Origin of the sequence: Shinella curvata, from assembly GCF_022899935.1 — a bacterium.
GTDB classification, from domain to species: Bacteria; Pseudomonadota; Alphaproteobacteria; order Rhizobiales; family Rhizobiaceae; genus Shinella; species Shinella curvata.
Map to the genome: position 1 here is coordinate 397,359 of NZ_JALJCJ010000006.1, position 24,221 is coordinate 421,579.

Sequence of the window (24,221 nt, forward strand, 5' to 3'; positions counted from 1 at the left end):
TCACTTGCCCTCCGCCGGCAGCGCGACGGCCACCAACTCATCGCCGCCCTTGGCTGTCGCCCAGAGCTTTCCTCCCGCTTCAAGCGCCGAGGTGATGCCATGGCGACGGCCACCGGCGCGGCTGTGGAAACTGCGCAAGGGCACGAAATCGGCACTCAATTCCACAACGAGACCGTAGGAGCGCGTCGGCGCCCAGGGCTTTAAGATGCCCATCTGCTTGAGTGCTCCACCCTGCATCGGTTCCCGGAACGAATAGCCGCTGCGCAGCGCCGGGGCGATCCAGAACTCCTTTTCGACCTCCGCCATCATCGCCCGACGATAGGCCGGTTCCCGAAGTACGAATTCGATCAGTTGGCTGCGGGGCGCAAAGATCGAGAGCCAATAGCCGCCCCGTGCAGAGCGGCTGATGCGCGCGGGATAGCCCGGCAGATCCTCGATCACCTGACCCGCAATCCGCCCCGTCGGCGTTAGCTGCACCAGACGCTTCTGCCAGGCTTCGCTGACAATGATATTGCCGTCCGGCGCAAAAGCGATGCCATTCGGGTAGGCGAGCCTTTCGGCGAACCTGTCGACCCTTCCTGTGGCGGGATCGAGCCGCCAGATCGACCCCGTCTGGCCGCCATCCAGCAGGTCGCGCTGCCACTCATCGAGAGCGTTTTTCGAGGAACCGATGGCGACGAACAGCGTGCCGTCATGGGCGAAATCCATGGCGGTAATGCCGGTCCAGTCGTGATTGCCCGCGGAGAGTCCCGCAGCGTCCCGCCCTGCGGTATCGGTAAAGACGATGGTTCTTCCCGTCGCCGCCGCCAGAATACCGGCTGACGAAACGGCAAGCGCGGAGACCGGCGCGCCCAGTGTGCGAAACGCCATTCCCGGCCCGCCGCACGGCGGCTGACGATGGAGATCGGCGCCGCTGGAGTAGACAAGCCCCTCTCCGGTTGCGACGAGATTGTCCGCTGCCGGGACACGAAGGCCGAAGGCGGCATCTTCCAGCAGGCTGTTGGGCTTCAGCGCGCCATCGAGCGGCGGCACCGTAACCGCCGCCTCGCCGCGACCAAGAAACCGATCGACGAAATTACGCAGCGCGTTCGCCATCACGACCTCCCCAATAGTTGCTGTAGCCGGACCAGGCCTCGTTTCGCCCCTCGAGCCGGATACGGCCGATACGGTTATTCGTGATGCCGCCGAGATAAAGGTAACCCTTGTGCTCGCGCATGGAGGTGATCATCGGGTGGTTTTCAGCCCCCTGATCCCACAGCGATTCCAGCACCTCGCCCTTGTCATTGAAGCGGATGACGCAGCCGATATTGAGGTTCGGATAGAGCCACTGGTCCGGCGCGATGCGGCGGGCCATGCGCTTGCGGAAGCCCGGCATGCGCAGCGCCACGTCGAGCGCCGGCGAACGCATGCCCATGATCGCCGCCCAATAGGTGCCGTCGGACGCGCGGTTGATATTGTCCGGGTAACCGGGAAGGCGATCGAGCACCCGCTCGAGCGTGCCTGCTTTCGGGCCGCTGATGTAGTAGCGGTTGATGCGGCAGGCCCAGCTTTCGGCAAACAGGATCGATTGGCCATCATGCGCCGTGCAGACGCCGTTCGGGAAGATCAGGTTGCGCAGCGCCGTGTGGGTCTTGCCGGTCTTCGGGTCGTGGCAGATGATCCGGCCATTCCCGCGGCTTTCCAATGCGTCGACCGGCCAATCATGCATCTCGTAGCGGATCGTGGCTTCGGAGAAGAATATCCGGCCATCGGGTGCAATATCGAGGTCGTCGGCGAGCCGAAGACGGGAATCGTCGACGATCGAGAGCTTCGAGCGATTGGTCTCGTCGGTGACCTTCGTGACGTTGCGGTTACGGTCGATCTTGTAGAGCCCCATACCGCCGACGCAGACGACGAGGTTTTTGTCCCGATCCCAGCTCATGCCGAGGGGCGAGCCTCCGATATGGGCATAGACTTCGTGGGACGTGTAGTCCGGCGGGGCAAAGCGCACGATATCGCCGTGACGCGTGCCGCAATAGAGGTAGTCGTCCTCATCCAGGATGACGTCTTCCGGCGATTCAACCGCCGCAAGGCCGATGATCTCGACATGTTTGAGCCGGTCGTTGAGCGCAAAGGCCGTTCCGGAAGAGGCGCTTGTGGCGACCGGTTCGGGAAGCTCGATATAGGTGGGCGAAACATAGACCTTGTTCAGCAGCTTGTCGCGGTTCTTGAGCCAGCGCACATCGACGAACACGGCGAAGATCAGCGTAAGGCCCAGCACCATCGGGCCGGAGCCGGAATTGAGGCCGAGGCGCAGCACGCCATTGGTCATGATCAGCACGATCACTGCACCGATCAGCGCCTTGACGATCGACCCGCGGCCGCCGCCGAGGCTGTTGCCGCCGAGCACGGCCGCCGTAAGCGCCGAAATTTCAAGGCCCATACCGGTATCCGTGCCGGCGCCCGAAAGCCGGGCGGCATAGAGCACGCCCGCGAGCCCACAAAGCATGCCGGAAATGGTATAGGCGGCGCAGACCGTGCCGCGAACGGAAAGGCCGATGTTGTGGGCGGAACGGCGCGAACCGCCGATCGCCATCAGCCGCCAGCCGGGGCGCGAGCGGGTCAGCAACACATGGCCGACAATCGCGACGACGACGAGCACGCAGAATGAAAAGGGAATGCCGAAGAAACCGCCGAGGCCCATCAGATCCCAGAGATCGGACTGATAGAAGCTCATCGACATCGCCTGCGCATATTTGAGCAGCAGCATGTCGACAATCGCGCGAACGATGATCAGCGTCACCAGCGTCGTCAGAAAGGCGCGAAGCCTCAGGTAACCGACGAGGACGCCGTTGAGCAGGCCGACGGAGCCACAGATCAGGATGACGGCAGGTACCGCTGCCCAGACCGACCAGCCGGCGAGATTGAGCAGCGCCAGCGTCATGAAATTGCCGAGCGCGAAATTCGAGCCGACGGAAAGATCGATACCGCCGACGACGATGACAACCATCATGGCAATACCGACCAGCGCGAATTCACCGAGCTGGCGCGAGGTGATCGACAGATTGCTGGCGGAAAAGAAGTTCGGGATCAGCGTGCCGAATACTGCGATCACGCAGAGCAGCACCAGGAAGGGAATGGCGTTGTCGATCCACTTCTTGGAGAGGATTTCGCCGATCACATGGTCTGGAATGAAGCGGTATCTCAGCTTCGTTAGGTTGCTCGCCGACGCCAAGACATGCCTCCTGCTGCGAATTCGGTATGGATGAACTCAGGATGGGCATGGCCGGAAAACCGGCCATGCCCTGCGCGCATCAGCGCAGGATCTTGGCGTATTGCTGGGGATCCCAGCAGCTGCCTTCCTTGACGTCTTCCTTCGTCATGACACGGGTGGGCGAATAGATCTGGGTCTTGATCGCACCGGCGCCCTGATTGTTCTGAAGGGCGATCATGATCGAGGTCCAGGCGTCGCGGCCCATGCCCGGCGCGTTGTAGTTAATCGCCGCCGAATAAGTACCGTCGGCAAGGCCGTCGCACATGCTCTGTGCGCCACCACCGGAGGTGATGAAGTAGACCTGGCCCTGCTTGCCGGCCTGCTTGATGGCAGCGCCGGTGCCTATGCCCTGGCCGTCCCAAACGTCGATGACACCGCAGAGATCAGGATGCTGCTGCAGGGCCGTCTCGGTGATCGCACGGGCCTTGGAAGCATCCCAGTCGGCTGCCTGGCTCGACACAATCTGGATTTCCGGGTGCTCGTTGAACACCTTCATCATGCCCTGAACCTGATAATAGCTGACGCCGCCGGTAAGCACGCCCTGAACGATCGCCACCTTGTGCGATGTCTGGGTTTCGGCGCCGCATTTCTTCAGCATCATGTTGGCGGCCTGCTCGCCCATGGCGATGAAATCCGGGCCGACGAAGGCGTCGGTCTGGATCGCGCCCTGCATGTTGAGCTGCACGACGACGATGCCTTCGGCATTGGCCTGCTTGAGCAAGCGGGCCAGCGACTGCATGTCCGGGTTCTGCGTCACGATCACGTCGGGATGCTCGGCGATGAGCGCCGTCATGCCCTGCGCCATAGCATCGGTGTTCCAGTTCGGATCCTGCGACGAGAAGCTCATGCCGTAGCGCTCGGCTTCCGTCTTGACCACACCGCCCCAGGCCTGTGCCAGATCGAAGCCGATGGAGATCGGCAGATAGGCGATCTTCTTGCCGGCCAGCGAGCTGAGCGCCGGATCGCGATACGGATCATTCATGTCATCGGCGGCCTTGACGGCGGATGCACCGATAGCGAGAGCGGCGACAGCGGTCGCCGCCAGTTTCATCAAACCATTCCTGCCCATATTTCACTCCTCCTAAGTGCATGATTTAATTTTTGTTATGCTTATATGTCGCCCTGCTGGCCGGTTTGTTCGTCGCGCGGGTTCACAATGCTATCGACCACGATGGCAAGAAGCAGGATCAGGCTCTTGATCACGTTCTGCACCGTGTACTGGACATCCATGATGGTCATTCCGTTCATCAGCACGCCGATCAGCAACGTCCCCACGATGACGTTGCGGACATTGCCGCGTCCGCCCGACAGGCCAACGCCGCCGAGCACCACGACCAGAATGACGTCGTAGATCATGTTGGAATTGACGATGCGGGTGTTCATCGCCTCGACCGAGGTCGCGGTGATGATGCCGGCGACGAAGGCGATGCCGCCGGAAAGCACGTATTGCAGCACCAGCATTGGCCTGACGGCGATGCCGCTGATGCGCGACGCCGCCAGATTGTCGCCGATCGCATAGATGAAGCTGCCGATCTTGGTGAACCTCAGGAACAGGAAGACGACCAGCGCCATGCCGGCGGCAACGACGATCGGCATCGGCACGCCGAGAAGCTTTCCCTGCCCCAAGCTGACAACCCAGCCCATGGTCTTCGGCATGTAGACGACGTCCGTACCGACGATCAGATGCGCGCGGCCGAAGCCATAGACGAAGGTGGCCATGGCCAGCGTCGCAAACAGCGGCGGAATTTCGGCATAGGCGACGAGGATGCCGGTGCAGAGCGCGATGCCGAGAGCAAACAGAAGCCCGATCGTCAGCGCGACAGAGACCGGCAGGCCTTCATGGATCAGCTGCATCGACCAAGCGACCGAAATCGCCATGACCGCCACCAGCGAAAGATCGATACCGCGACCGAGAACCACGACCAGCATTCCGAGCCCGAGAATGCCGAGCACGGCGACACTGCGCATCAGCGACAGGATGTTGTCTCCGGCAAGGAAGTTGTTGAGCGTCAGCGAAAAGACGACGAACAGCAACGCCGTCAGCAGCAGGACGATCTTCTCCTGATTGAGATGGCGCATGAAACCCAGGCTACGCACGTCTGTCCCCTCTCCCTCGCTCCGGCGGAATATCCCGCCTCCTGCTACATGGCCCAAACGGCTTTTGCGGGCTTTGAACCGCCGCTCCTCCGCGACGAATTTCAATGGAAGCTACTGTAAAGAATATGGAAATCCCAGCAGTTGAAATGAACTATAGCAGCAGGTCGTATTAATTAAATTATCAAATTGCGTTAAGCGCCATACAGGGATGTTATGACAAAGCGCTGCTCTCCCACAGCCTGTCTGACGCTTGCCGCAACCTTTTTCATATCGTTCGGCCGCCATCGACGGGCAGCAGCACGCCGGTCACGAAGGATGCTTCGTCGGAGGCGAGGTAAAGGGCGGCATTGGCGATGTCGGCGGGGCGCGACAGCCGGCCCATCGGTATCGTCGCCAGGAACCGGCTGCGGTTTTCCGGTGTGTCCGCCACGCCCATGAAGCTTTCCAGCAGGCCGGTTTCGCCGAGCACCGGGCAGATGCAGTTGACGCGGATGCCGGAGGGCGCGAGCTCCACCGCCATCGATTGCGACAGGATGTTCACGGCACCCTTGCTGCCATTGTACCAGGTAAGCCCCGGCCGCGGCCGGATACCTGCAACGGAGCCGATATTGATGATCGTGCCGCCACCGTTTTCCTGCATCGCCGGCACGACGGCCTGCGTCATGAGATAGATCGACTTGACGTTGACGCGGTACACGCGGTCGAACGTCTCCTCGTCGACATCGAGCATGGACTGGTTGCGGTGGGTCCAGCCGGCATTGTTGACGACGATATCCGGCGTGCCGAAATGCCGGCTGACCTCTGCCACCGCCCGTTCGACTTCAGCCTTGTCACCGACATCGACCGAGGTCGCGAAGGCATTTCCGCCGATGCTGTCCGCCACGCGTTGTGCCGCATCCGTACGGATATCGAGAAGGGCGATCCTGCCGCCTTCTGCGGCAAACAACCGGGCGATGCCCTCTCCGAAGCCGCCGCCGGCGCCGGTCACGATTGCCACCTTTCCTTGCAGCCGGCCTCCGGCCTGCGCCCGTATCACGGTCTCCTGATTCACGGAAAACCCTCCCCTCCCGCGTTTCGATGGCGAGACGTTGCGGCGAGGCAGGCCATATTTCAAAGAGAATATTCAGCTTGCAGCTATAGCCTTCCGCTATGGCTGCTCAGCGAAGCGCCTTGGCGCCGCTCCATTGCCCTGTGGCAGCCAGTTCGAGCAGCGTGTCGCGGCAAAGCGACTCGATCGCCGAGACGGCGTTGGTCATCGGGCGATCGGCGAGATGGACAAGGTGAACATCTCGCTTGAGCTCCGGCTTGCTGATCCGCCAGGAGCGAAGCCGCCCATCGCGAACCTCACGCGCGATCGCGTTGAACGGCAGGATCGAGTAGCCCATGCCCTTTTCGACAAGTTCCTTGATGTTGCCGTAGGAATCGACGTCGATCACGGTGTTCAGATCGAGTTTGCCGGCAGAGGCCTCCCGCTCGAGCAGTTCACGCAGGCCATGGCTGGAGCTCGGCAGGATCAACGGCAGCGGCGCAACCTGTTTCAACGTCACCTGCCCGAAGGCCGGCGTCTTCACATCCTCCATCGCCGTAACAGGGCCCAGCAGGCAAAGCTCTTCGGTCAGAACCGGGTAGGATGTCAGTACCCGGTCCTCCACCGGTATATAAAGCACGGCGACATCGACACGGCTCTCCCGGATCCATTCGGTGATGAAGCCGCTCATCGCTTCCGCAATCCGCAGCTTGATCTTTGGATAGCGCTTGCGAGCGGCGATGATCAGCGGAACCGACAGGATCTGGCTGATGGTGCCCGGCAGGCCAAGGCGCACCTCCCCGGTCGGCTCGGCCTCATGTCCGCGGATTTCCTCCTGCGCAATCGAAAACTGGTCGATGATGATACGGGCGTTGCGTAGCAGGATCTCGCCGGCTTCCGTCGCCATCACCCCCTGCGGGCTGCGAAACAGCAACGCCGTGCCGAGATCGGCCTCCATGTTGCGCACATGCAGGCTGAGCGCCGGCTGCGCCACGTTGAGCGTTGCCGCCGCCTTCGAGAAAGACCCCTGCTCGACAATGGCCACGAAATAGCGAAGCTGGCGAAGATCCACCCCATTCTCCCAATATTATCTTATAGCGAATATCTCCGTATTCGCTTTTTATTATAGATGGAGAAGTGTGTGGCCCGTCAAGCGCGGCGTCAGACGGCCGCCCGCAAAGCGGAAAATTCCTGCCGGATCCTCACCGTGTCGGCACCTAGGGCCGGTACCGCGCCGAAAGATGGCACGACACCATCGGCAAGCGCTCCGGGAGCCATCAGCTGCACCGGTCCGGTCGGCGTATCAACGGACATATAGCGGTTCTGCGGATGGGCTGCGACATCGTCCAGCGTGCTGACCCTGCCATAGGCGATGCGTGCTGAATGAAGCCGTTCGGCCATGACATCCCGTGCCACCGAGCCGAAGCTCGGTACGATTTCGGCATCGAGCGCCTCGCGGTTGCGCACCCGTTCGCTGTTGGATGAGAAGCGCGGGTCGAGAGCGAGATCCGCACGGCCAAGCACATCCCGGCAGAACATCGCCCATTCCCGCTCGTTCTGGATCGAAAACAGGACAGACTTGCCGTCCGCACAAACATAGGAGCCATAAGGTGCAATGGTCGGGTGATTGAGACCGCTGCGTGCCGGCGTCTTGCCGCCATAGGCAAATTGGAGATAGGGCACGTTCATCCAGTCTGAGAGCGCATGATAGAGCGACACGGCGATATGCCGCCCCTCGCCGGTGGATGCGCGCGCGATCAGCGCCTGCAGCACAGCCTGCGTCGCCGTCATGCCAGCGGCAATATCGCAAACCGAAACACCCACGCGTGCCGATCCATGCTCATTCCCCGTGATTGCCGAGAGGCCGCTTTCGGCCTGAACGAGCAGATCATAGGCCTTGAGGTCGCGCAGCGGGCCCTCATCACCATATCCGGAAATCGAGCATGTGATCAGCCGCGGATTTTTCCGGCGCAGCGCCTCCGACCCGAAACCCAGGCGCTCGACGGCGCCCGGCGCCAGATTCTGGATGAAGACATCAGCACGAGCGACCATGTTCATCAGGATCGCACGATCTTCTTCCTTCTTGAGGTCGAGACAGACCGATTCCTTGCCGCGATTGAGCCAGACGAAATAGGCGCTCTCCCCATGGACGAGTTGATCATAGTCGCGGGCGAAGTCACCTTCTGGCCGCTCGACCTTGATCACGCGCGCCCCAGCATCCGCCAGTTTGCACGACAAATAGGGCGCTGCGACCGCCTGCTCGACCGACACGACAAGCACGCCTTCAAGATCTCGTTTCATTGCTCTCCGCCAGCCATTGCGCATTACGTCAGGGGCCGCTTACCTCAGCTTGAACGGAGCATTGCCGATTTTCGCCATCACATCAAATAACACTCTAATGGGGAGGCTATACGGTAATGTTATCGGTCGGGGCGGCCGCCAGCATATGGGCAAACTATAGACCCGCGCGCAAAATTATATTGGCGCATCGTGGGATAGCCGGCCAGAATGCCGTCAAAGCATCCTCTTGATGGATCATTATGCCGCTCGATATCGCAGATCATGCCCTCTTTCTTTTCGTGCCCGCCGACCGCCCCGATCGGGTGATGAAAGCCGGCGTTTCCGGTGCGGATGCGATCATCATCGACCTCGAAGATGCCATCGCAACCGATGCCAAGCCGATGGCGCGGAAGAGCCTCGTAGAAGGGCTTGCGGGAGGATCGCCCGCTTTGCCGGTGTTCGTACGGGTCAATGGTGTCGGCACACCCTGGCATGCCGAGGACCTTGCTACGGCATCGGCACTCGACATCGATGGCGTCCTGCTGCCGAAAGCGGAAACGGCCGCCGATCTGGTGGCCGTGCGCGCGAAGTTGCCCTTGGGGATGGCGGTACTTGCCATCGTCGAGTCAGCGAAAGGTTTTTCGAACTGCGATGCGATCGCCGAAGCAAGTGATCGCATCGTCTTCGGGTCGCTGGATTTCGCATTGGATATCGGCGCGCAGCATGGCCGCGAAGCACTGCTGATGGCCCGCAGCCGCATTGTGCTTTCCGCCCGGCTGGCAAACAAGCCACCCCCGATCGATGGCGTGACGATGGCGATCAAGGACGAAACGATCGTCGAGGCTGATGCCCGCTACGGCGCTTCCCTCGGTTTCGGTGGCAAGCTTCTCATTCATCCAGCGCAGGTTTTCCCGGCCCGCTGTGGCCTCGCACCCGGCGATGACGAAGTCGCCTGGGCATTGAAGATCACCGCTGCGGCCGGTGATGGCGCCGCCCGCGCCGTCGATGGCCTCATGGTCGATGCACCTGTGCTCGCCCGCGCCCGCCAGATCGTCCGCGCCCACCAACGCTTTGCAAACGGAACCCCGACATGACCGGCATCACCGAAACGCTCGCCCGCTATGCCGCCGACCTTGCCTATGCCGACCTGCCACCGGAAGTGCCGGTACGCGCCAAGCATCTGGCGATCGATCTTGTCGGCAGCATCGTCCGCGCAGGCAAGGAGGCGGATTCGACGCCCAGCATTCTCGGCATGCTGCAACGCCTCGGCCTCGATGCCCCCGGCACTTCAACGGTTTTCGGCCTGCCACGCCGCTATGTTGCCGCGACGGCCACCTTGCTCAATGGCGCGCTCGGCCACTCGCTGGATTTCGACGACACCCATGCCGACAGTTCGCTGCATCCGAGCGCGCCGGTCGTCCCGGCAGCCTTTGCGGCGGCCGAGCTTGTCGGTGCGTCCGGCAAGGATCTGCTCGCCGCTATCGTTGCCGGTTATGAAGTCTGTTGCCGGCTTGGCAACGCGCTCGATCCCACGGCACACTACGCACGCGGGTTCCATCCCACCGCAACCGCCGGCACATTCGGCGCCGCCGCTGCTGCCAGCAAATTGCTCGGGCTCGATGCGGCGGGGATCGCCTCGGCCTTCGGCATTGCGGCGAGCCAGGCAGCCGGTTCGCTGCAATTTCTCGTCAACGGCGCCTGGAACAAGCGTTACCAGGTGGGCGCGGCCGCGATGAACGGTCTGATTGCTGCCACTCTCGCCAGCGAAGGGTTCATTGGCGCGGCCGATGCCATCGAAGGCAAACATGGCCTGCTCGTTGGCTACACCGACAATCCGCGCCCCAAACGGGCGGTCGCCGATCTCGGCACGGTCTATGAAACGATGAAAATCGGCATGAAACCCTATCCGGCCTGCCGCTACACCCATGCGGCCGTCGATGGCCTTCTGGCGCTGAAGCGCGAACACGGCTGGACGCCGGCCGATATTCTGGGTGTGGACATCGGCCTGCACAAGAACGGCATCGTGCTGACGGGCGCGCCGCTCGAGGATAAGCGACGGCCGAAAACCGTGGTCGATGGCCAGTTCTCCATGCCGTTTGCCGCTGCGGTCGCGCTCTATCAGGGCAGTTTCAGCTGGGATGATTACGCGCTGCTCGGCAACTCTGATATCGAAGCCATCGCGGCCCGTGTCGATGTTCGCCGCGAGGAGCAGCTCGAGGGCCTGCGCCACCCCTTTGGCGCCCGAATTGCGGTGCGCACAGCGGCAGGCACGGTCGAACGCAGCATTCCCGATCCATCCGGCGAGCCGGACTCCTTCCCTGCAAGGCCCGAGATCGAAGCGAAATTCATGACCTTGACGACGCCGGTTCTCGGCAATGCGGCGTCGTCTCTGTTCTCACGGCTGGAGGGCATTGAGGCACTGCGGAATATCAGGGAAATCATCGCCTAAGTCATCTCTTTTCTATATGGAGAACCTCACCAATCTGTATTTGTAGTTATAACATGGAACTCCTAAAGTTTGGCTCGCCCTCCCTTCCTATCGAAAGGAAAAGACGTGCCGATTCAAGACTATGCCGAGATCCGCGACGAAGTTTCCAAGCTGTGTGCGGGGTTTCCCGGCGAATATTGGCAGAAGCTGGAGCGGGACGGCGCCTATCCGGCCGAGTTCGTCGCGGCATTGACAGAGGCCGGCTATCTTTCGGCGCTGATCCCCGAGGAATTCGGCGGTTCTGGCCTACCGCTTTCCGCGGCGGCGGCCATTCTCGAGGAAATCCAGCGCTCCGGGTGCAACGGCGGCGCCTGCCATGCGCAGATGTATATCATGGGCGCGATCCTGCGGCATGGCAGCGATGCCCAGAAGCAGAAATACCTGCCGAAGATCGCCACTGGTGAACTGCGCCTGCAGGCCTTCGGCGTCACCGAGCCTTCGAGCGGGACCGACACGACCTCGCTCAAGACCTTCGCCCGGCGAGAAGGCGATCACTATGTCATCAACGGCCAGAAGATCTGGACATCGCGCGCCGAATATTCCGACCTGATGCTACTTTTGGCGCGCACCACGCCAAAGGAGCAGGCGGCGAAGAAGACCGATGGGCTTTCGGTATTCATCCTGGACATGCAGGAGGCTCGCAACGCCGGCATGACCATCCGGCCGATCCGCACCATGATGAACCATGCCACGACCGAAGTGTTCTTCGACAATGTGAAGGTGCCAGCGGAAAATCTGCTGGGGGAGGAAGGCAAGGGGTTCCGATACATTCTGTCGGGCATGAATGCCGAACGCATCCTTATCGCCGCCGAATGCGTCGGCGATGCGAAGTGGTTTATCCGCAAGGCAAGCGATTACTCAAAGGAGCGCATCGTCTTTGGTCGGCCTATCGGCCAGAACCAGGGCGTGCAGTTCCCCATCGCCCGCGCCTATTCGCAGATGCGCGCGGCCGAACTGATGGTGCGGGAAGCAGCCCGACTTTACGAGCAGGGAGAAAATTGCGGCGAGGAGGCAAACATAGCCAAAATGCTGGCGGCCGAGGCCTCCTGGGCGGCGGCCGAGGCCTGCGTGCAGACCCATGGCGGCTTTGCCTTCGCGGAGGAATACGACGTCGAACGCAAGTTCCGCGAAACCCGTCTCTATCAGGTGGCGCCGATTTCCACCAATCTGATCCTCAGCTTCATCTCCGAGCATGTGCTCGGCATGCCTCGATCCTATTGAAAGATACTTTCGATGACCGAAGTCGACATCGACTACCTCAGAAGCTGGATCGGCCGCGAGCGCAGCGTCAGCGACATCATCACGCCGCGCCTTGCCGCGAGCCTTGATGCTGTTCTCGACATCGACCGGGCGGCGAGCCCGGGCGCGCCGGCGCCGATCGGCATTCACTGGTGCCTCGCTCCCGATATCGTGCCGATGCGCAGCATCGGCGCGGACGGCCACCCGGCTCGTGGCAACTTCCTGCCGCCCGTACCGTTTCCAAGGCGCATGTGGGCCGGCGGAGAATTGACGTTTCTCGATGATTTCCGCATTGGCGATGATGTTTCGCGCGTCTCGACCGTCGAAAACGTCCAGTTGAAAACCGGCCGCAGCGGCAACTTGATTTTCGTCACGGTGCGGCATCGCTATGCAACGTCCCGTGGCCCGGCGCTCGATGAAAGACAGGATATTGTCTACAGGGAGCTTGAAAGCACGCCGCGCGTTCCCGAGCACACCCCTGCCCTCAAGGTTGGCGATCAGACGCGGCATGTCGAGGCAAGCCCGGTGCTGCTCTTCCGTTACTCGGCCATTACCTTCAACGGCCATCGCATTCACTACGATGAGCCTTATGTCACGGGTGAAGAAGGTTATCCGGGCCTGATCTTTCATGGCCCGTTGCAGGCGACGCTTCTTCTCGGTCTTGCGAGCGAACATCGCAACGGCGGCTCGCCTCAAACCTTCGCATTTCGCGCGACCCGGCCGCTTTTCAGCGGCGGAAGGATTTCGCTTCATGCCATTTCAAAAGAGGCCCAAACTTCCACTTGGATCGCAGATCAGCATGGCATCGTGACAATGGAAGCCGTCGCGTCCTAGGCTCCGGCTCGGCCGGATGCTCCACGAGGATACGGAACACGCGATGTGGATTAAGAAGCGCCTCAAGGAATTCCGTATTCTTCGAAACTCATCCCGAGGTTCCCCACGACGCTTGAAGAAACGGACGAGCTGAAGTCTTCATGCGTGGCCCCCTGCTGGTGGTGAAAGCCGGTGCTCCCTGCGGATTATCAGCGCCACATCGAGGCAGCGCGCCGGACGTTGTGCAGACATTCGCGCTAGAGAGTACTCAACGTGCACACCAGAGGCGGCAGTCTCACTATCTTGGGAAACTGGCACGACCATTGGTCCGAGTGAACGAAGGTGACGAATTCAGATTGAAGCCTGGGAGCTTAATGGACTGGGGAAAGCACAGTTCGCTCCGAAGGCGGCATGGCGATGAATGATGTCTGGCAAGGCATTGCCGTCGAAGGCTCAAGAGGACTTATCAGGTTTTCCCGGGTGCCGGGCATCAGCGTCTGGCAATGGGACGAAGCGCCATTTCAGATTGCCGATCGAAATCCGGCAGCCCCGAATGCCATTCGGGTACGTTGGCCCCAACCCTGATTGTACGGTCGGGAGATGCTGAGCGATCTTGGACATAACGATCGTACTGGCGACCCCAAGGATCAAAGATAGCTGTCGCCTCTGATCTTTCATTTTAGCGCGAAGGCGTGTGAGCCGATTGGGCCATTGCCGTGGCCATCGACAGTATCTGTAACAACACCCGCTTGATTTTGCGGGGCAACACCATTGCCGCCAGACTATCCGTTGGCCGAACGATAGCGGAGATGGATAAGCGGATAGGGGCGGCCCTGTCCGTCGCACTCGGAACGTCCCGTGCGCTCGAATCCGATTGCCTCATAGAATGCCAGCGCGCCGAGGTTCTGCTCGTTTACGTCGGTCGTCAGGTTCGGCGCCGCCACCAGGGCCGCCTGAATCAGCGATTTTCCGATACCCTTGCCGTGGCAAGCCGGATCGACGAAGAGCGCCTCCATATGTCCATTGTCGAGGTACATAAGGGCGAGCGGAGTATCGTTCTGGTCCACGGCAAGGTGAAGCGTGGTCTGGGGGAAGAATGCCGACACCTCGGCGTCTATCGCGGCGCGGTCTTCCGGTGTCAGAAATGCATGGGTGGCGTCGACGGCCCGCCGCCAGATTTCCACGGCAGCAGCCATGTCCTTGGACGTCGAAAGGCGAATGTTGTGCATGTGGCCTCCTACCATTGCCGGCCTCTGGCGGCTAGCACTATCGTCATCGGACCTGTGCATCACACGCGGATGCCATTCAAAGCTGATAGTGGAGCCGCACGCAGCCCTTATCTATCGCTGTGGCGCTGATCAATGTCGGGCTTGCCTTGAACCCGGTCAGCGGAAACAGCGGCAGGCCGGAGCCGATGATCTCCGGAATGACATAGATCTCGATCTCGTCCAGGGCGCCGCGCTCCATGAACGCCATCTGCAACTGCCCACCGCCCAGCATCCAGACATCGCCATCCTCGAGCGCGCGCAGTTCGGTGACCAGACCATCGACATTGCTGCGGGTTTCAAGAGGCCCTTTGGGATTCTCGATCGGACGAGACGTGACGACGATGACCCGCTGCTCGCTATAGGCCCAAGGACTGTCCTCATTCGCGATGAAGTCGTAGGTGCCACGGCCCATAACGACGGTACGGATACGCTTGATGAACCGTCTGTAGTCGTGCTCTCCTAAATCCATGTCATCGTATTTGAACAGCCAATCGAGGGACCCCTCCCCTGACACAATCATCCCGTCCAGGCTCGCCGCTATGTATCCCAGAATCCTTGCCATGCAGGCCACCCTTGATTAATAACCAAACATATGTTTATATAAATAGATGCCAAGACACAAGACCGTTTCCGACGAGCAGGTGCTCGACATCCTTCTCGTCACCATCACTGAAGTTGGACCTGACGCCCTGACCTTTGCTCTCGCTGCAAAGGCATGCGGGCTTTCCCCCGCAACACTCGTCCAGCGCCATGGAGATCGATCGAGGCTCGTGGAAGCGGTTTTGTTGCGAGCTTGGGATCGGCTTCAAACCGCCACGGAGCTGGCTGATCGCGAAGAACCGGCAACACCGGAAGGCGCTGTCGGTCTGCTCATGCGGCTTATGTCGCCGGAGGACGCCGAGCGCAACGCAAGCGACGGATTGCTGCTGTTGAGAGAAGACATACGTAATCCCGTTCTTCGCGCCAGAGGTTCAGCATGGGGACAGACACTCGCCCTTGCTTTGGGCAGGCGGCTTTCGACCGATGCAAACAAGGCACAGGAGCTGGGTTGGGAGATGGCGGCCGTGTGGCAGGGAGCGCACACTTGGTGGGCCTTCAGACGAAACGGAACAGCAGAGCAGGCAATCGGCCATATGTTGCGGGTATGGCTAGCATCGAAACGATAGTTCGCATGCCGGTCGTCCGATCGACTTTGCTTGCTATCGCCTGAGCAATGGCGACTTGCCCGCGTCCGTCCATGACGGATGCGATGTGATCCAAAAACTCACCTGCCCGCGCGTGAAATCATCTGGCATCTCCACGCGTCCAGAATGGCCTTGGTCATCCGCGCGTAAGCGCACGCCGCGGGCATGGAGAAACCAAACTCCGTGAAGTTGCCGCAGACAGCGGCACCTTCCAGAAATCGCCTGTCGTTTAAAGCGTTCGTTTCTTCGATGTGTGCATCCCTGCAACGACCCGGCACCATCCCTGACCAGTCCGCGGATGACATGCCGGCCGATTTGGCCGGTCCTACCCAGGACAACATACATCGTGATCTCTGTTTCCGAATGCGCTCACACAAGGCGGACAACCAACCATGCTCCACCGCGATCGTCCAATGCCGACGAGTTGCTTGCCGACTGGTTGTTTTAAAAAAGACAGCGAGGGCGTGCAGGCGCCAGATGATACAGCAGCCGGGATGGTTATTTACTATAAATTGTGCTACTTAACCAACCAATCGCAATGGGGGCAAAAGGCATGCCTATTCAGGAGAATGCGATTGCATTTATCGACGACTGCAACGGCAAATACCAGATGATGGCGAAGGTTCTTGGAAAGGAACCGCCGGTCAAGGGACGGCGCAAGCGCGAAACCTGGGAAAAGGCCGCCATGGTGTGGGGCGATGTCGTCTTCGTCCGCAAGCTTGCCGGAAGCAAGGCAGAGGTTTCTGCAAAGGGCCATGTTCTCGAGATACCGAAGGCTCGCCTGACCGATCAGCCCATTCTCAACATATGGCAGATCGATGTCGGACAGGGCGATGCGAGCCTCATTCGCTTTCCCGATGGGAGATGGGCAGCCATCGATCTTGGCCCGGCGCGTAGCGGCTTCATCAACACCAACAGTGGCAGAACAGCGGTGGACTTCATGGCCTGGATGGCCTTCGAGGATCACGGCTGGATGTTCCACGGTGCGGAGAATGCTGGCCGCACATTCCATTTCGACTGGATCGCGTTTACGCATCCCGACGAAGACCATATCGGAGCCGGCAAACAGTTCGCCGACATGCTCGGCAAATATTGGAGCGTGGGAACCGTTTATCACAACGGCATGGGCCGGTTCGATGGAACGCCACGGGAGTGGGCGCCTTCAGCCACCGGAATGTCGCAGCTCGGCGAAATCGTCGGCGACGACGAAGGCGAGCTCTATCTGAACACGCTCATCGACACATTCGACGATGTCGACGCTTACGAGAAACCCGCCGCCCGACGGCCGTGGAAGCTTTCAGGCAACTGGGCAAACATTCTCAAGAAACTACGCGACCACCGCGGACGCAACGTGGCGGCGCTTGGAAGGTTATCCGACAAATCCACCAACCCAGCGCTTGGCTCGGCACCCGTATCGGTCAAGGTTCTGGGCCCGATAGAAAGCACCATCCCTGGCCGTGGCATGGCGGGCCTGCGCTATCTCGATGAGAACGCGACGAGCGGTTTTTATAATCTCGGCTCGCCGTCACTGTCTAGAAACGGCCACTCCGTCGTACTGCGTTTAGATTTCAATGATGTCCGGGTCCTCATGACCGGCGACCTCAATTTTCGCTCGCAAGCCCTTCTCTTGAAGCGATGGGGTGCCGGTGAGTTCGCCTGCCATGTCGGCAAGGCGTGCCATCACGGTTCCGATGACATCTCATGGAAGTTCCTCAAAGCCATGTCGCCGATCGCGACGCTCTATTCGAGTGGGGACCAGGAGACGCATGTTCATCCAAGAGCACTCGTTCTGGGCATGACGGGAGCATTCGCACCCCGCCTCAAATGGAACCGGCCTTTGCCGGGCGGCGGGGTCGAGACCGTCAAGCAGAGTTTTGCAGGACATAGCGAAGAAGAACTCTTTGCGCCTCTGCTCTATTCAACCGAGCTCTCGCGATCTGTCGCCATGCGCGCCGGGTTCAAGGCATTCACACGCACTGCGGGGTCTGACGGCACGCCAGTGCATACCCTGGTGGACAACTGCTGGCTGGCAACAGACGACAAGGGTCCATTTCTACGCCTCGGGGATACCCGCGTTGTCGAGAACCTCACCTATGGGCTCATCAACATCCGAACCGACGGAAAGACAGTTGTCATCGCCGTGCTGGAGGAGTCCGCAAAAAATCCAGCCTTCCACGTCGAGGTCTTCACACCATCCGAACTGGAAGAGATTTAGCAGCAGGGAAGCGGCCAGACGACGACAAGGGTCGCCTGGCAGCGCTCAAGGAGCAAAAAACGGCTGGAGTTGCGACCCCCATGATCTCGCAGCAACTACAGATGCCTAACGTCTGGTGCGGAAAATCAGGTGATCGCCCTGGCGAAGATTGAACCTGTGCGGTCGCCGCAATGGCGCGGGCCTTGGAGGGGCGGTTTACCGCACGGCGTCTTGCCCCTCCTCGCGCAATAAATACATGGTCCTTCCATGCACGACGCTGAGCCCCGAGCAATAAACTTGCTGCAGAGCCTCACCTGATCGAAGTCCCGTCCACGTCCCAGAGGAGCAGACCTTCCCTGTTGGCACGGCTCTGACCAGAACCCGTGAGCCTTCCCATGGCCTAGATGATCTGAAAATCCGAAGCTGAGAGTAGGTATTTGTTTGAGAGGACGGCAAACTGGACGGCAGAAGAACCACTGCCGCCGCCGTCACCATCGTAGAAGAGCATGCCATCGTCCGTGTCGTAGAAAATGCGGTCATCGGCCTGCATTGCGGAGACATTCTTGCCTGCGGAGAAATTCACCGCGTTAAGGGCCACCGGATAGACGGTTCCTGTCGTATCGGCGGGCCATGCCGTGAAGGTGTCGTGGTTGAGCTGGATTTTGTCGCCCTTGGCAAAATCCTTGATGATATCGATGCCCATGGAACTCACGGTCAGCGGTCCGGGTGCCCAGTAGTCCGCATTGTATCCACCGAACTGGAATGTATCGGCACCCGCTCCACCGCTCAGTGTATCCACGCCGCCGCGGCCGTTCAGCACATCGGCACCACCACCGCCATTCAATGTGTTCGCGAAGCTGTCGCCGGTGAATGTATCGTTGCTGTTGCCGCCGTTGACCTGCTCGAACCCGTAGACATAGTCCTCGACGGCCGCGGATACACCGCCCCGTCGCGCTTCGTAATAGGCGAGATCCACAGACCAGCCGCCGCTTTCCGTGCGCAAATCCAGCGTGTCGAAGCCGTTGGCGCCATCAAGGAAATCGCTGCCGCCCCCACCGGTGATCGTATCATTGCCATAGGAGCCGTTCAGCGAATTATACCCGGCATCGCCGACGAGCGTGTCGTTGCCGCTCCCGGCGTAGATGGACTCGATGGCCGTCAGCTTGTCGTTTGCCACGCTGTTGATGAACGCCGTCACCGTTGCCCCGTTGTTGAGGGTAACGGAAAGATTTTCCGTGATCCCGAGCAGGCTATACATCGCCATGTCGTTTTCACTGCCGCCGTCCAGCGTGTCGATGCCCGCGCCGCCTTCGAGTGTATCGTAACCCGCGCCGCCCTTGAGCGTATCGTTGCCGCCATTGCCCGTCAGCACGTTATTGCCGGAATTTCCCGTCAACTGATCGGCGGCCGATCCACCCGTCAGGTTTTCAATGCGGACGAGCGTATCCTCGGCCGTCGTGCTGTTGTTGATGTAGGAATAGGACCGCGTATCACCATCACCCAGCGTCACCTTGACGCTCAGGGTCTTGTCGGAGAAGTCGGCCGTATCGGTGCCGGTGCCGCCATCCAGGAAATCGCGACCGACGCCCCCCTGCAACAGGTCATTGCCCGATCCGCCCAGCAAGCCATCATCGCCCAGGCCACCGTAGAACTTATTGGCAACGCCAATGCCGTCGCCAGACTCGTAGCCCGTGATCTTGTCCGCGCCCGAGGTGCCGATCACGCCTTCCATGTTGTAGAGCGAGTCGCTCTCAACAGGATTGGCGTCCACTGCGGTGCTGTAGTGGAACGCCACGCTTTGCTTGGTGTTGTCGCTGTTGAACACCAGCACGATGCGGTTAGCGCTCTGGGAGAAATCGGCAATATCCGTTTCGGGATAATAGCCACCGGTTGTCGTCCCTCCATCAAGCGTATCGTTGCCGGTGCCGCCAGCGAGGGTATCATCGCCCGAGCCGCCTTTCAGCGTGTCCTGGCCGGCTCCACCCCAGAACTTGTTCATCTGAATGTCGCCGGTCAAAACATCGTTGCCGCTGCCGCCCTTGATGTTTTCGACGCCATATATCTCATCGGCGGCGATACCGTTCACCGTGACCGTCCGATAGGTCCCGCCGGAGTTGACCTTGGTCATATCGACCTTCACGGCGGCCGTCTCGGCGGAGTAGTCGATGGTGTCTGAACCGTAACCGCCGATGAGCGTATCGAAACCGGCGCCGCCCTTTAGCGTGTCGTCACCGTCGCCACCGTCGATCTTGTTCTTCAGGCTGTCCCCATAGAGGAAATCGTTGCCGCTGCCGCCGACGACGTTTTCGAAGCCGGAAATCCTGTCCTCGGCTAGGAGGTCGACGAGCACGGTGACTTCGGTCGATTCCTTGAGCTGAACCGAGACGGACTTGCTATAGTTTGAGAAATCCACGGTGTCATGGTCGCCGTTCTGGCCGCGCAGAATGTCCTTGCCACCACCACCGGAAATGTAGTCGTCTCCGAAGCCACCCTCGATGATGTTCGCATCGTTGTTGCCGTAGATGTAGTCGGCCTTCGTGCCGCCAAGCACGTTCTCGATATTGACAAGGATATCCTCGAAAACCCCGCCGATGTAAGCGGAACCGTTCGATCCCGCCGCCACGAGATAGCAGTACAAGCTCACCACGAGATCAGTGAAATCCGCGGTATCAGAGCCCGCGCCGCCATCGAGCGTATCCTTGCCGGCGCCACCCTTCAACGTGTCGTCGCCACCTTCGCCGTAAAGGATGTTCACGCCTGAATTGCCCGTCAGCCTGTCGGCACCGGCGCCGCCTTGCAGGTTCTCGACGCCGATGAAGGTGTCATCGTTCACGCCATTGACCGTCGCCGTACCGGTTCCCAACGTGTCGAGCGTGGCAATGACCTTTTGCGAGGATGTCTTGTCGAGGAACACCGCCCAGTCGTTACCGGCACCGCCGACGAGAATGTCGATGCCGCCCTTGCCCCAGAGCGTATCGTTTCCACCGTTGCCGGTCAGCGTGTTCTTGCCCGCGTCACCATAGAGATGGTCGCCACCACTTCCACCCGAGACATTCTCGAAATTGCGAACCTTGTCCTGCAATATCCCTGATGCGTGCAGTGTCACATTCGAATAGGTGCTGCCATTGAGCGAGACGAAAAGTCCGGCTGTCGCGCCGTAGGCGGTGTAGTCGAGCGTATCGACGTCACCCTCGCCGTCCAACGTGTCCACGGCGTCCCCGCCGGCAATACGGTCGTTGCCGGCGCCGCCGAGAATGGTGTCAATGCCGCCCTCGCCTTTCAGCGTGTCGCCACCTTCATTGCCTTCGATCCGGTTTGCAAAGTCATCGCCCGTCAGCGTATCGCCGACATCGCTGCCGCTGATATTCTCGATGTCGACGAGCGTGTCCTTGTCACCCGAAGCGATCGTCGCGGTCGTCGTGCCGTTGGAGCTCAAGATCACCGTTACGGCATGCTTGGTGCCCTGGTAATCGGCCGTATCCGTATGATCGCCACCGTCCAGCGTGTCGCTTCCCGCACCGCCCGAAAGCGTATCGTCGCCACCCTTGCCGTAAAGCTTGTCATTGGAGGCGCCACCATCGAGATTGTTGGCGACGGCATTACCGGTAATCGTGTCTTCGCCCGATCCACCGACGGCGTTTTCCATCGTCACGCCCTTGGCGATGGCGATGTTGAGTTTCAGGCCGCCGACACTGGAAAAGCTCTCTGCATTGAGATTGATGGTCTGGCGATCGCCGTAGCCGGAAAAATTGAGCGTATCGCTCTTGCCGCCGGCATCCCAGATCGTGAAGACCACCTTGTGCGCCGCCGAATTGATCTTGTAGACACCCGTGCCGCCGAAGCCATAAGTGTCGTTGCCGGTACGTGTCTCCATGTTGGCGCCATACAGGCGCTGGAGTGCAGCAATGTCATGCAGCATCAGCGTGCTGGAGTAGATCGTCGTGGTTCCATCGACGTGGTCAGCGCCGCTGTTGACGGCTTCGAAGTAACTCATCACAGAGTATTGGAGAGTGTCTTCCTTGTAAGCCGCATTTTTGTTGTAGCTCAGGTTGACACCAGGGCCGGCATTGTAACTTCCGGGATGCGCAAGCCCAAGGGAATGGCCAAGCTCATGCATCATGGTTTTGAAATCGAACCCGCCGACGGCTACGGCAGGATTTGTGCCCGTCTCCGTGTCATTCGTCAGGTTGTACCAGAAGTCGCCGTCATTCGAGCCAGAAGTGCGGTTCTCGGCACCGACACCGTATGAAAACCCTGCCGCGTTATCTTTGGAGCTCTTGTAGTTGCCGAGCAGGACAGTCGCATTGTTCGAGTAAGCTGTTCCCACGCGGTTGAGTTTAACGCCGCAAACTTCCTCGAAAAGCGCCAGAATAATCTCGGTTTGCTTTATCTGGGTCGCAGTGAACCTGGAAAACGTCGTTCCTTCCTTGCTTGTCGCATCGCCTTGATACCCGTCCGGAATCGAACTCCTGTATGCGTAGGTGATGGTTGTGCCATCCCCCATTTTCGTTCCCCAGAACTCATTATCGCGCGTGATTTGAAGGGCAGCCTGATCCGTCGTCTTCGATTTTGTGGGCGCCATTTGTTCCCCCCGGCCGTAAGCGCTCAAATATTAACACATTATTAAATTAACAGATTGCAATACACAAAGGATATGTTCGGGTGGAGACGGCAGGGACGCGGCGCGAACGGGCCATGGCCGGCTTTGCTTTTCAGGCCTCGCCGTCCGCAAATATGTCATGGCAAAGTGGTTACGGTTGGATCTCGACCACGTCCTGCAGTCTGACCAAGTCGAAATCGCTGATGAGCACGTCGACCCTCAGCTGCCACTGCCCCGGCAACGGAAGAACGACACCTTCGCTTCGCCATGCTCCGTCTCGGAGGGCCGCCTTGCGCCGCATCGGCTCGACGCCGGCCTGAGGGTTGGAGAATACGAAGACCACCTCTTTCGGCACCATAGCGGAAAAATCCGGCGCCATGACGAAGGCGGAAACCTCGACGGGGCCGGCACGGCCGGGCGTTATCGTGACCTCTGCCATGGCCTTTTCGGCGTGAATGTGAACGGAGACCGGCTGCGCGGCGATGACGGCGAGCGCCCGCGGCGGGGGCGTGAACCGCCAGGTCGAGGCGACCGCCAGGATTGCCAAGACCAGAATGGTTTCCACGACAACGACGCGCGCAAGCCTGTGCCTTGCTTTCCCATCTCCAGCCTGTGCGGGTTTGGTCAATGCCCACCGATTGAACGAGACCACCAGGAACAGCACCAGGATGAGGCCCAGCTTGGCGAGCAGGACGTTTCCATAGGCGGTGTCGAGCAAGGCTGCCGGCCTCTCGACCTGAACGATTGCCAGCACAATGCCGGCGATGACAAGGATGCCGACGGCGACCGGAATCAAGCGAGCAAATCTCGCGAGCGCCGCCCGCCCGGCCTCGACGTGATGCCGCAAGGCGTGTATCAGCGGAAGAAGGGCGCCGGCCCAGATGGCGATCGTCAATGAATGCAGGAACACCGCGGGCCGCATCAGCAACTGAGGCGCGGCTGCACTGGCATGGCCACTCAGCGCCAACGCGGCGGCACCTGCGATCAGCGCAATTGCCGCGAGGGTTCGGCCCATAGCCGGGCCTTGGACCCACAGCGCCACTACCGACAAGAAGAAAGCACCGATCAGGAGAAGGACAGTGCGGCCAAAACTCGTCTCGAACCCTGTTGCCCAGGCCGCCCGCGTGACCAATTCGCGAAGTGGAAGGCCAAGCGCGTCAAGACCCTGCAAGCCTGCAGACGCCAGGGTAGCGATAATGCCGATTGCGATCAGCGCGAATGTCGCGTGTCTCACACTGCCTGTTGGCGATATGAGCCAACGAAGTGTGAAGGTTCCGCCAATGCCAAGGAACAGCCCGGCGTATAGACCAATCCTCGAGATCCATAAGGCCGAGCGCACGAGCCAGTCGGCGCTCTCCATCGCTGCCGGCTGTGACGCACTCGGTGCTCCTATGGAGAAAATACTGGAACCGCCGACCGGATGGCCGTCCTCCGAAACAACCCGCCATGTCATGACATAGGTGCCGTTCCCGAGATCATCGGGCGACGTGATCTCAAGCGTCTTGTCGCGAAGAGCGAAGCGTTCAAGGTTTGTCGTGGTGCCATCGGGGCGCACGAGCTTCAGGACGAGTGGCGAGACGGGCTCGCTGAAGGATAGCGAAAGCATCGCCGGAGGTGTCGCCACCACTGCGCCATCCGACGGCGTTGCCGATGTCAGCGACGCATGCGCCAGCGCAGCTATCGTCAGACAGGACCAGATCAGGCCTGCGATCAAAGCCAGAAGGCCGAACCGACCGAGGTGATGGTTTCGCATATGCATTCTTCCGACCGGGCAGTTC

Annotated in this window: 18 protein-coding genes; 7 read left to right on the forward strand and 11 right to left on the reverse strand. The window is 60.3% G+C overall.

Going from position 1 to position 24,221, the window contains the following annotated elements; all coding sequences use genetic code 11:
• The 7 genes from MUU55_RS22635 to MUU55_RS22665 form a co-directional block, all read right to left on the reverse strand.
• Positions 1 to 1,095 (reverse strand): SMP-30/gluconolactonase/LRE family protein, encoded by a 1,095-nt coding sequence (locus MUU55_RS22635; protein WP_244763037.1) that lies wholly within the window; start codon positions 1,093 to 1,095, stop codon positions 1 to 3.
• Positions 1,076 to 3,214 (reverse strand): ABC transporter permease, encoded by a 2,139-nt coding sequence (locus MUU55_RS22640; protein WP_244763038.1) that lies wholly within the window; start codon positions 3,212 to 3,214, stop codon positions 1,076 to 1,078. The genes MUU55_RS22635 and MUU55_RS22640 overlap by 20 nt, the downstream gene beginning before the upstream one ends.
• 79 nt (positions 3,215 to 3,293) lie before the next feature.
• A complete protein-coding gene (locus tag MUU55_RS22645) occupies positions 3,294 to 4,304 on the reverse strand; it encodes a sugar ABC transporter substrate-binding protein (protein ID WP_244763039.1) in 1,011 nt (336 codons plus the stop codon).
• Positions 4,305 to 4,363: 59 nt separating this feature from the next.
• Entirely contained in the window at positions 4,364 to 5,332 is a 969-nt protein-coding gene (locus tag MUU55_RS22650; RefSeq protein ID WP_244763144.1) for an ABC transporter permease, read from the reverse strand.
• A gap of 283 nt (positions 5,333 to 5,615) precedes the next feature.
• The gene (locus MUU55_RS22655) at positions 5,616 to 6,401 is read right to left on the reverse strand and encodes a glucose 1-dehydrogenase (protein WP_244763040.1); all 786 of its coding nucleotides are present in this window, start codon (positions 6,399 to 6,401) and stop codon (positions 5,616 to 5,618) included.
• 106 nt (positions 6,402 to 6,507) lie between these two features.
• Positions 6,508 to 7,449 carry a LysR substrate-binding domain-containing protein gene (locus MUU55_RS22660; RefSeq protein ID WP_244763041.1) on the reverse strand — a complete coding sequence of 314 codons (942 nt, stop codon included), beginning with the start codon at positions 7,447 to 7,449 and terminating at the stop codon, positions 6,508 to 6,510.
• A gap of 89 nt (positions 7,450 to 7,538) precedes the next feature.
• Complete coding sequence (locus MUU55_RS22665; RefSeq protein WP_244763042.1) at positions 7,539 to 8,678, reverse strand: CaiB/BaiF CoA transferase family protein; 1,140 nt, start codon at positions 8,676 to 8,678, stop codon at positions 7,539 to 7,541.
• A gap of 239 nt (positions 8,679 to 8,917) precedes the next feature.
• On the opposite strand from MUU55_RS22665, the gene MUU55_RS22670 reads away from it, so the two are divergent.
• The 5 genes from MUU55_RS22670 (at position 8,918) to MUU55_RS22690 (ending at position 13,782) form a co-directional block, all read left to right on the forward strand.
• The gene (locus MUU55_RS22670) at positions 8,918 to 9,751 is read left to right on the forward strand and encodes an HpcH/HpaI aldolase/citrate lyase family protein (protein ID WP_244763043.1); all 834 of its coding nucleotides are present in this window, start codon (positions 8,918 to 8,920) and stop codon (positions 9,749 to 9,751) included.
• Positions 9,748 to 11,106: an MmgE/PrpD family protein gene (locus MUU55_RS22675; RefSeq protein ID WP_244763044.1), complete on the forward strand. Its 1,359-nt coding sequence runs from the start codon at positions 9,748 to 9,750 to the stop codon at positions 11,104 to 11,106. The genes MUU55_RS22670 and MUU55_RS22675 overlap by 4 nt, the downstream gene beginning before the upstream one ends.
• A 105-nt stretch (positions 11,107 to 11,211) precedes the next feature.
• On the forward strand, positions 11,212 to 12,366 hold the full coding sequence (locus tag MUU55_RS22680; RefSeq protein ID WP_244763045.1) for an acyl-CoA dehydrogenase family protein: 1,155 nt from the start codon (positions 11,212 to 11,214) through the stop codon (positions 12,364 to 12,366).
• Positions 12,367 to 12,378: 12 nt separating this feature from the next.
• Positions 12,379 to 13,218, forward strand: coding sequence for an HTD2 family dehydratase (locus tag MUU55_RS22685; RefSeq protein WP_244763046.1), 840 nt, complete (start codon positions 12,379 to 12,381; stop codon positions 13,216 to 13,218).
• Positions 13,219 to 13,608: 390 nt separating this feature from the next.
• The gene (locus tag MUU55_RS22690) at positions 13,609 to 13,782 is read left to right on the forward strand and encodes a hypothetical protein (RefSeq protein ID WP_244763047.1); all 174 of its coding nucleotides are present in this window, start codon (positions 13,609 to 13,611) and stop codon (positions 13,780 to 13,782) included.
• 197 nt (positions 13,783 to 13,979) lie between these two features.
• On the opposite strand, the gene MUU55_RS22695 is transcribed toward MUU55_RS22690, so the two are convergent.
• Together MUU55_RS22695 and MUU55_RS22700 are read right to left on the reverse strand one after the other, a co-directional pair.
• Positions 13,980 to 14,426, reverse strand: a complete 447-nt coding sequence (locus MUU55_RS22695; RefSeq protein ID WP_244763048.1) for an acetyltransferase — start codon at positions 14,424 to 14,426, stop codon at positions 13,980 to 13,982.
• Positions 14,427 to 14,502: 76 nt separating this feature from the next.
• Positions 14,503 to 15,027, reverse strand: coding sequence for a dihydrofolate reductase family protein (locus MUU55_RS22700; RefSeq protein ID WP_244763049.1), 525 nt, complete (start codon positions 15,025 to 15,027; stop codon positions 14,503 to 14,505).
• A gap of 46 nt (positions 15,028 to 15,073) precedes the next feature.
• Between MUU55_RS22700 and MUU55_RS22705 the strand changes: the two genes are divergently transcribed.
• Together MUU55_RS22705 and MUU55_RS22710 are read left to right on the forward strand one after the other, a co-directional pair.
• Positions 15,074 to 15,631, forward strand: a complete 558-nt coding sequence (locus MUU55_RS22705) for a TetR/AcrR family transcriptional regulator (protein WP_244763050.1) — start codon at positions 15,074 to 15,076, stop codon at positions 15,629 to 15,631.
• A gap of 571 nt (positions 15,632 to 16,202) precedes the next feature.
• The gene (locus tag MUU55_RS22710) at positions 16,203 to 17,864 is read left to right on the forward strand and encodes a ComEC/Rec2 family competence protein (RefSeq protein ID WP_244763051.1); all 1,662 of its coding nucleotides are present in this window, start codon (positions 16,203 to 16,205) and stop codon (positions 17,862 to 17,864) included.
• Between the two features lie 379 nt (positions 17,865 to 18,243).
• Here MUU55_RS22710 and MUU55_RS22715 read toward each other — a convergent pair whose 3' ends face one another.
• Both MUU55_RS22715 and MUU55_RS22720 read right to left on the reverse strand, forming a co-directional pair.
• The gene (locus tag MUU55_RS22715) at positions 18,244 to 22,170 is read right to left on the reverse strand and encodes a M10 family metallopeptidase C-terminal domain-containing protein (protein ID WP_244763052.1); all 3,927 of its coding nucleotides are present in this window, start codon (positions 22,168 to 22,170) and stop codon (positions 18,244 to 18,246) included.
• Positions 22,171 to 22,594: 424 nt separating this feature from the next.
• On the reverse strand, positions 22,595 to 24,196 hold the full coding sequence (locus MUU55_RS22720) for a copper resistance CopC/CopD family protein (protein WP_244763053.1): 1,602 nt from the start codon (positions 24,194 to 24,196) through the stop codon (positions 22,595 to 22,597).
• Between the last annotated feature and the right edge of the window lie 25 nt (positions 24,197 to 24,221).